This window comes from Nitrospiria bacterium (assembly GCA_036397255.1).
Taxonomy (GTDB): domain Bacteria; phylum Nitrospirota; class Nitrospiria; order DASWJH01; family DASWJH01; genus DASWJH01.
The window spans coordinates 1-7,750 of sequence record DASWJH010000110.1 but is presented as its reverse complement, the minus strand read 5'-3'; the positions used below and the strand labels follow the sequence as shown (position 1 = coordinate 7,750).

6 protein-coding genes are annotated in these 7,750 nt (G+C 41.3%); 1 reads left to right on the top strand and 5 read right to left on the bottom strand.

The window, feature by feature from the left end:
- Positions 1 to 210: hypothetical protein (locus tag VGB26_14985; protein ID HEX9759079.1), on the top strand; the 210-nt coding region annotated here is incomplete at its 5' end.
- 284 nt (positions 211 to 494) lie between these two features.
- Here VGB26_14985 and VGB26_14980 read toward each other — a convergent pair.
- The 5 genes from VGB26_14980 to VGB26_14960 form a co-directional block, all read right to left on the bottom strand.
- Positions 495 to 839 (bottom strand): PilZ domain-containing protein, encoded by a 345-nt coding sequence (locus VGB26_14980; GenBank protein HEX9759078.1) that lies wholly within the window; start codon positions 837 to 839, stop codon positions 495 to 497.
- Positions 840 to 1,427: 588 nt separating this feature from the next.
- Positions 1,428 to 2,522: an ATP-binding protein gene (locus tag VGB26_14975; protein HEX9759077.1), complete on the bottom strand. Its 1,095-nt coding sequence runs from the start codon at positions 2,520 to 2,522 to the stop codon at positions 1,428 to 1,430.
- Between the two features lie 84 nt (positions 2,523 to 2,606).
- Positions 2,607 to 4,388, bottom strand: coding sequence for an ATP-binding protein (locus tag VGB26_14970; protein ID HEX9759076.1), 1,782 nt, complete (start codon positions 4,386 to 4,388; stop codon positions 2,607 to 2,609).
- On the bottom strand, positions 4,381 to 5,979 hold the full coding sequence (locus VGB26_14965; protein HEX9759075.1) for an ABC transporter substrate-binding protein: 1,599 nt from the start codon (positions 5,977 to 5,979) through the stop codon (positions 4,381 to 4,383). Before VGB26_14965 ends, VGB26_14970 begins: the two co-directional genes overlap by 8 nt.
- Positions 5,980 to 6,218: 239 nt before the next feature.
- The gene (locus tag VGB26_14960) at positions 6,219 to 7,577 is read right to left on the bottom strand and encodes an SPASM domain-containing protein (GenBank protein HEX9759074.1); all 1,359 of its coding nucleotides are present in this window, start codon (positions 7,575 to 7,577) and stop codon (positions 6,219 to 6,221) included.
- Positions 7,578 to 7,750 lie beyond the last annotated feature (173 nt).

Below are 7,750 nucleotides of genomic sequence, written 5' to 3'. Positions count from 1 at the left end.
GAGGTTCCTGCAAAATCCAGTTCGTCATTCCCGAATGTTTTTATCGGGCCCGCCTGCCGGCAGGCAGGAATCCAGGATTCAAAAAATCAACATCTTCTGGATTCCCGCTCCCCGATAGAGGCATTCGAGGACAGGTTTCGCGGGAATGATGGGAAGGGCCTGGATTTCCGCTTTCCCCTGCCTGCAAGTGCCCGCCGGACAGGCGGGTAATGACAAAATTTACCCACTCACTTCCACGATGAGCCCAAAGTTAAATGACCCAATGGGTTTTTTGCAACGCTGTTTAAAAAAGCACTTTCCCGTCCGGATCTAAAAATAGCATTCCCTCCAAAAGACCAGACAGAGCGGACTTTTCGATACCCGCATATTTAAATATGTTGTTTTCCTCAACAAGATTTTTTTCTTTTTTATTCATCATTATCACAAAGGAAAGGATTCGATTTAAAAACCAAGGGGTTGATTATGGGGAAGAGGAAGAATTGAAAATATACTAATTACTCAAATGCCCTGGTTTGCTCTAGAAAGGAAACCAATGTGCAATGAGAATGGGGATCAACGTTTTTAAATTCAACACCTACCGCAAAACAATCACCAATTTTCCTGCACCACTTCACCTGTCCCTCGTACACCTCAAACTCTTTTTCAAAGGGGGCATCGGTATAAAACACCTTGATCTCTAACTCATTTTCTTTGGATATTGAGCTTTGAGAGTACAATCCCATCCCGCTATAGGAGACATTAATGGCATAACCCTTTACACCTTTGCTTTTCCTAAGGGGCTTTATTTCAAGGCATGCCACCAGAGTGGGCCTTCTAAATTTTCGTCTTTCCTCAATCATCCTCCCCTTCCATAGGTCCAGATGACCCCCCCTCTGTAAGGTTTTTTTAGAGGGGTGTGGCTTTTTAAAAAAAGTTTCTCGATTTATTCCTGCCATTTGTTTGATCCAAAAATTTCATTTTTCCTATATATTAAAGCAATTATTGAACCAAATGGATTTGAAATGTTTTTCATGGATTTGCTTTTAAAGTTTTTTAAACCGATTGCCTCTTAAGGGGAAAAAAGTACTCAATTAGATGAAACCTGATGAAGTTTTCAATCAACTTATTGCGTTAAAAGATTGAAACCAAGATCCAAAACCCGGTTTTTATTTTTAAAAGAGATAAAAACAATCTGACCAACCCTTCTTTTAAAAGGGAACCGAAAAATGGTTAAAAACAGTTTCTTAACTACACCCCAAGTAAAAAAGACTCTTTTTTAGAAATTTTCCTTTAAAATTTAAGGGGTTACAAAATAGGCAAATATCTGCCTAGTAAAAGTTAAAAATTAACCATTTTCTTGGTTTTTTATTTTAAATGATTGGGTTTTCTCCTTCAAAAATGTGAGGTCAGATAGTTGGTCTAGTATTGATTTCAATGGAGAATGGTAATTATTCCACAATAAGTGGCAGTTCGAGCCAAAAACGGGTTCCTTGTGTGGGTCTGCTTTCAAAACCCACGCATCCTTTATGATTTTCAGCCACTGACTTGGCAATCTTCAAACCAAGGCCCAAACCATTCTGAATTTCCCCCTGATTTCTCTGCCCGTTATAAAACATTTCAAAAAGTTGGTTTTGTTGTGATAAGGGAATTCCAATTCCAGAGTCTGCTACTTCAACCCGGACCAGTTGATCAACGGGAAAGACTTTTATTTCAATGCCACCCCCATTGGGTGTAAATTTATGGGCATTGGATATAAGATGCCGCAAAGCTAAAAGGAGCTGGAAACGCCTTCCCTTAACATAAATTGTGTTGGAGTCTATAGAATTTAAAATTAACTTTTGTTCTTTATTTTCAATCCTTTTCTGGAATTTCAGTACGGCCTCCTGGATCACCTCAATTAGGTTTACTTCTTCTTCAAACTGTTCGGTTTGAACAAGATAATTTAGGTCTTCATTTAAATCATTGAGATATTCAGCTTGGTGGACAATTTGTTGGAGGTAGTCCGACAAAGGGGTTGATTTGGAAGGAATTAAATCCTGCTTAATCAGGTTAGAGAAACCTGAAATAATTGAAACAGGAAGCCGCAGGGAATGGGACAGGGTAATGGCCATATCCCTCTTAAATTTCTGAACCTCGTGGTTGATTTTTTCCTTTTTTTCTTTTCTATTTAGGATGTTTCGAATACAAGCGTGGAGATCTTCGTTATTTAATGGGTTTAAAATATATTCCACAAGGCCGTTTTCCAGTTCTTTCTCAGGCAAAGAAAACCCAAGGGTTTCCATAATAAAAATAACCGGGATGGAAAGGGTTGAAGGGTTATTTTGTAAATCCATTAAAAAAGAAAAATTATCAGAAACACTCTGGCGGGTATCAAAAATAATGAGATTTGGGAGACAAGCAATGGCTAACTCCTTTAATTCCCTCCTGTTCTGGGCGGTAATCACATTGTAATGCCCAAAATAAAGTTTTTGCCTTAAATCAAGCCTGTTGTGTATATCAAAAGAAAAAATAAGAACTTTTATTGGACCGATTTCTTGAGGCATTTTTGCATTACCCCCCTTAAATAGGTAAGAAGAAAATTCTCACCCATAAGAAATGCAAATTAAATGCCAAAAAGAAAAGAAATTTCAACTAAGGGAGGGGAAAAACAAATTTACTTTTGTGCCCTGGCCGGGTTTGCTTTGAATTTCAATTTTTCCGTGATGTTCCTCAACAATTCTTTTACAAATGGCCAGGCCTAACCCAATTCCTTTTTCCTTGGTAGTTGTAAAATCTTCAAACAGGTTTTCAATTCGCTCGGGAGAAATACCCATACCGGTATCGGACACCGATATCTCGGTGACCTTACCAAGATCCTGTGCTTGTGTTTCATTACCGGAAATAATGAGTTTCCCCCCTTTTGGCATGGCCTCAATGGCGTTGTTTACCAGGTTTCCTAGAACCCGGTCTAAAGCAAATCGGTCCGCCTGAATCTTCAAAGAGGGAAAATCGCTTTGAACACTGATCGAAATGTTCCGAATTCCCCCTTCCGTTTTTGCCGGTTGATCGTCAAATACACATCTCGGGTGGTTTCGATAGGGTGCAAGGAATTCCTCCATCAATCGGGAGAACTGAATCGTGATCGGGTAAAGGGGTTTGGGTTTGGATAGTCGAAGTAAATCATCAAGAAATTGATTGAGTTTTAAAAGCTCCCTCCGGGTCACTTTTTCAAAAGTCTGGTGATCAGGGTCCCCTTTCCCAAGACGGGAAGCCAATTGGGCAGCATTTTCAAGATTTCTAATCGGGTGCCTCAAATCATGAACCAACCCGTTTGCAATCCGGCCAATGGTAACAACCCGTTCTTGCCGCCGGATATTCTCCTGCAATTGAACCAAACGCCCGGTCATTTCATTAAACGTTTCTCCTAACTCCTGGAATTCATCCTGTGATAAAATTTGAACCTTATTTTTTAAGTTTCCTTTTCCCACTTCTCTGATTCCGCGAATGAGTTCACGAATGGGATCCACCACATACCGCTTTCCCCCCAACATCCCAACCATCACCATAAGAAAAAGGAATCCTCCCCCAAACCAGGTCAATTGCCAGGTCAAGCGGATGGCGGGTGCATACGCTTCACGGGTGGGTTGTTCAATCACCATGACCCAACCCAAACCACGGATCGGGACGGAAACCCCGATTTTCTCCTCCCCCTGATCATCTCCGTAGACCGCAGCCCCGGTCTTCCCATTAAACGCCTCCCCGACCACCAGGAGATCACCCATCAATTCCTGTTGAAGGACCTTCTCTTTTGCAGTTCCTAACCCATGGGCAATCAGATGGCCTTCTTCAGAGACCACCAGGGCATACCCTTCCTCACCGATCCGGATACCGTCCACCAAATTCCACATTTCAACCAGGTTAAGCTCCCCCCAAAGAGCCCCTTCAACCTTTCCCAACGCCTTTAAGGGAACCCCAATCACCATGCTGGGAACAAAATTTTCAGAAATAAAAACCTCTGAGCGGTAAACCCCGCCCGACAGAACCGTTGATACCCCTTTTTCCGAATGTTTATTCCGATCTGGCACCTCCAAACGGCTGGTGGAAATTATTTTTCCGGAAGGATCGGTCAAATCGATCGATTCAAATTGTCCGAATTGAATCACATAGTTCTTTATCATTCGTTCCTTTTGCCATTGAAGGAGATCGGTTTTACCGATATTCTGGCCAAGGGCTTCCAAAATATCGATCCCATGGTGTACATATTGGGCAATTTGGTCCGCGGCCCTTTTCGCTATCTCCTGATTTTCCTCAACCACGATCTTTCTGGCCATATCCTGGGAAGTCAACACCGCAATGGCCCCAAACACCGCCAATGGTAAAAGGGAAGCAAACACCAATAAGACAATCAATTTTTTGGAAACGTTACTCATTTTGAACGCTATGCTTTTGCTCCTGTTTGGGAACATACCATTCGCGAACATTTGAAAGGGGACCCAAAGAGCTGATTTTTACACCGCGAAAACGGTTGTGGATTCCCACCAGATAATTGGTCCAGAACAGATAAATTCCAGGGGGATCTTCTCGAATCTCTTTCTGGTATTTGAAATAGGCCTTCCTCCTTTCATCACTATCCAGACTCACTCGCCCTTCTTCTAAAAATCGATCCACTTTAGGGTTCATATAGGATGACACATTAAATCCATTTTTCATTTGTGACGAATGCCAGTGCTTATAACTAAAATCGGGATTACCCCGGTCTGTAATCTCCGGGAAAAAAGATTGAAACTGCTTTTTAAACAAAAAGTCCATCTGGGCGGCATCAAAAAGCGTTATGTTCATTTTGATTCCAATGTCATATAGGTGTTGCTGGACCAAAAGCAATGTTTTTTCTTTTAAATCATCTCCCCTATTGACATGAACCGAAAATTCAAACGGCTTTCCCTTTTGTTCTATAAGATAATCCCCGTCACGGTCCTCCCATCCGGCCTCCTTCAAAAGTGCAATGGCCTTTTGAGGATTAAATTCGTACGGGTCCACTTCCGGATCAAATGCCCATGATCCCGGGAAAATAGTCCCTTGGGCAACCTCCCCCTGCCCATGCAGGACTTTTTCAATGATTTCTTTTTTATTCACCGCATAATTTAAAGCCTGACGGATTTTTTTGTCTGAAAAAAGATCATTTTCCAAATTAAAAGCAATAAGGTAATAATAAGGCTTTGGAACGGAAAAAACATTAAAAGAAGGAACCTGTTTTAGACTCGCAAAATTCCTAGGGGTGAGGAAAAAAAAGAAGTCCACTTCACCGGCAATCAATTTTGCCCATGCGGCTTCCTGACTTAAAAAAAAATTAACAATAATCCCGTCCAGGAAAGGCCTTCCTAAAAAATAATCCGGGTTGGCCTTAAGGGCGATTTCTTTTTTAGACCAAGTTTTTATATTAAAAGGGCCGGTCCCAATAGGATGTTTATTAAATGGGGTGGTGAGGAGGTCCTCCCCCTCTAAACGGTGTTTGGGTAAAATACCGAAATCAAGGGACTGAAGAAAGGAAGAATTGGGTCTCTCCAGTTCAATTTGAAATTTATACTCCCCCGTTTTAGAAATCTTCTTTATAAACTGGAATATAAAATTAAATGGGCTCCCACGGGGCAAAGATTGAATTTTTTCAAAAGTAAAAACAACATCTTCCGCGTTAAGCTCCTCTCCATCATGGAAATGGATACCTTTTTTTAAGACAAAATTCCAGATCAAACCATTTTCGGAAGGTTCCCAGGAAGCAAGCAATTTAGGTTTTACCTCAAAATGTTCATCTAAATTCACCAAACTGTCAAAGATGATATCACTGAGGTTGGCCGAGAATGTTGTGGATGTCAAAAGAGGATTAATGGAAGAGGGAGTTTGAGATTCAGAAATAATTAAAAAATCGCCAACGCTTTTTTCTTCAATGGATGACCTAGGGGTGCAGGAAAGCCCTATAACCACTCCCAGGAGAGAAATTAGGCAGGTAAGAATTTTTTTTTTCATCCACTAAGGATAGGAAGTCCTGCTTTTAAAGTCAATTCTTTCTAAAAAAGAAAGGGATCTAAAAAGATCCCTTTCCTTTATTAAAGCCATATTTTTTAAAAAACCCTACCCCACGAACCATGTGCAATAAGCTCTTTTAATCTTTACCTTCCGTTCTCCTTTTTTAACAATTTTCATTTCGATGGTTCACCCCCTCTCCTCTCCTGTTTTTATAATCCCTTGAAAATCCGGGATTGGCATTAACTTGGGCTAACACCCTCCTCTTCCTTTATATATTCCCTTTTAACCAATTCCAGGGCAACGTTTTCAAAATAGGGTTTCTCACATGCAACCTTTTCAAAATCTCCGGATTGAGTCACAGAACTTCCACGGCAACCCCCGCCACAAAGGGGACGGTAAGAGCAGGGCTGACAAAATGAATCGTTCCAAAGATCCACAGTCATAAACCGCGTTCCTTGATAGTTACTTTGAGGTTGATGAATATTTCCTGTCACATATTCTTCCCTTCCCACTAAAGCAGGACATTTGTAGATTTTCCCCCACGGATCAATGGTGTAGGTATTTTCCCGTGTGGCACAGCAGGGTCCGATTGCAATGCCATCTTTTGTTTTAAACCCTCTCTTTTCCACCTCATCCCTCAACCATAAAATATCGGAAACATCCATGTCCGAAAAAGTACAGCTATGGCCACTGTCCATAGAATTATTTAAAACCGGAAGTTTGTTGGTGGAAGATAAGATCGGCTTAAAGGTAATGTCGGAAATATCCTCCGGGGTAAAACCCAATGCAACCAGCTGATCTAAAAGCCTTGGAATACTTTCCTTGGTTGACTCATCAAAGTTCCCTCCGATTGAAATAGGCGCTTTACCTTTTAAAGCCACCAGGTTTTTTAAAATGGCGTTGAAACTTCCCTTTCCGTTTCTATACTGGCGTTTTGAATCATGGGCGGCCTCATCGCCGTCTAAGGTGACTTTAACCCGTTTTAGGCCCAAGGGAACAAGCTCCTGAATTACATCTTCAGATAGAAGGACCCCATTGGTGATGATGCTGATATCCAACGCAACTCCCCGCTGGGTTGCAAGGAGATTTAAATAACGGCTTATTGAGTAGCAGGCCTTTAGATTAAGTAGGGGTTCTCCTCCAAACAGTGTGAGCTGGAGGACATGGGGACGGACCTCATCCAATTTCGTGGCTACCCATTCCCCCATCCCACGGCAGGTTTCTTCAGACATAAACCCTTTGAGATCAATTCCTTCCTCAAAACAATAGGTACATCCTAAATTACAAGCAGAGGTGGTTAAAACTGTAATATCCAGACTGGTTGAATCAAATTTTAGTTTTTGAAACCAATATTCAAGTTCCCTATCTTCATTTATTTCTTTCTCTACAATTATTCCAAGCTCATGAAGTGTTTGAAGGGAATTGCGTTCTTCTTGGGTATACTCTTCTAATTTATTGTTGCGGTGATCATTAAAAATTAATTCCTTTATTGAGTCATTAATAATGACACGGGAATCGGTAAAGGTATTAAATAAAAGAAACTCCCCCGGTATAGGGAATTTGGGAATGAGAACATTAAATTTGGAAGGCTTGAACATCGTGACCCCTCTCTGAGAAAAGTTATTTAAACGGCTCATCGTGGAAGTGAGTGGGTAAATTTTGTCATTACCCGCCTGTCCGGCGGGCACTTGCAGGCAGGGGAAAGCGGAAATCCAGGCCCTTCCCGTCATTCCCGCGAAAGCGGGAATCCAGAAGATGTTGATTTTTTGAA

Bases quoted from the DNA above. Each gene is read 5' to 3' on its own strand.
- VGB26_14965 (HEX9759075.1), bottom strand. From the start codon at position 5,979: ATGAAAAAAAAAATTCTTACCTGCCTAATTTCTCTCCTGGGAGTGGTT.
- VGB26_14975 (HEX9759077.1), bottom strand. From the start codon at position 2,522: ATGCCTCAAGAAATCGGTCCAATAAAAGTTCTTATTTTTTCTTTTGAT.
- VGB26_14980 (HEX9759078.1), bottom strand. From the start codon at position 839: ATGATTGAGGAAAGACGAAAATTTAGAAGGCCCACTCTGGTGGCATGC.
- VGB26_14960 (HEX9759074.1), bottom strand. From the start codon at position 7,577: ATGTTCAAGCCTTCCAAATTTAATGTTCTCATTCCCAAATTCCCTATA.
- VGB26_14970 (HEX9759076.1), bottom strand. From the start codon at position 4,388: ATGAGTAACGTTTCCAAAAAATTGATTGTCTTATTGGTGTTTGCTTCC.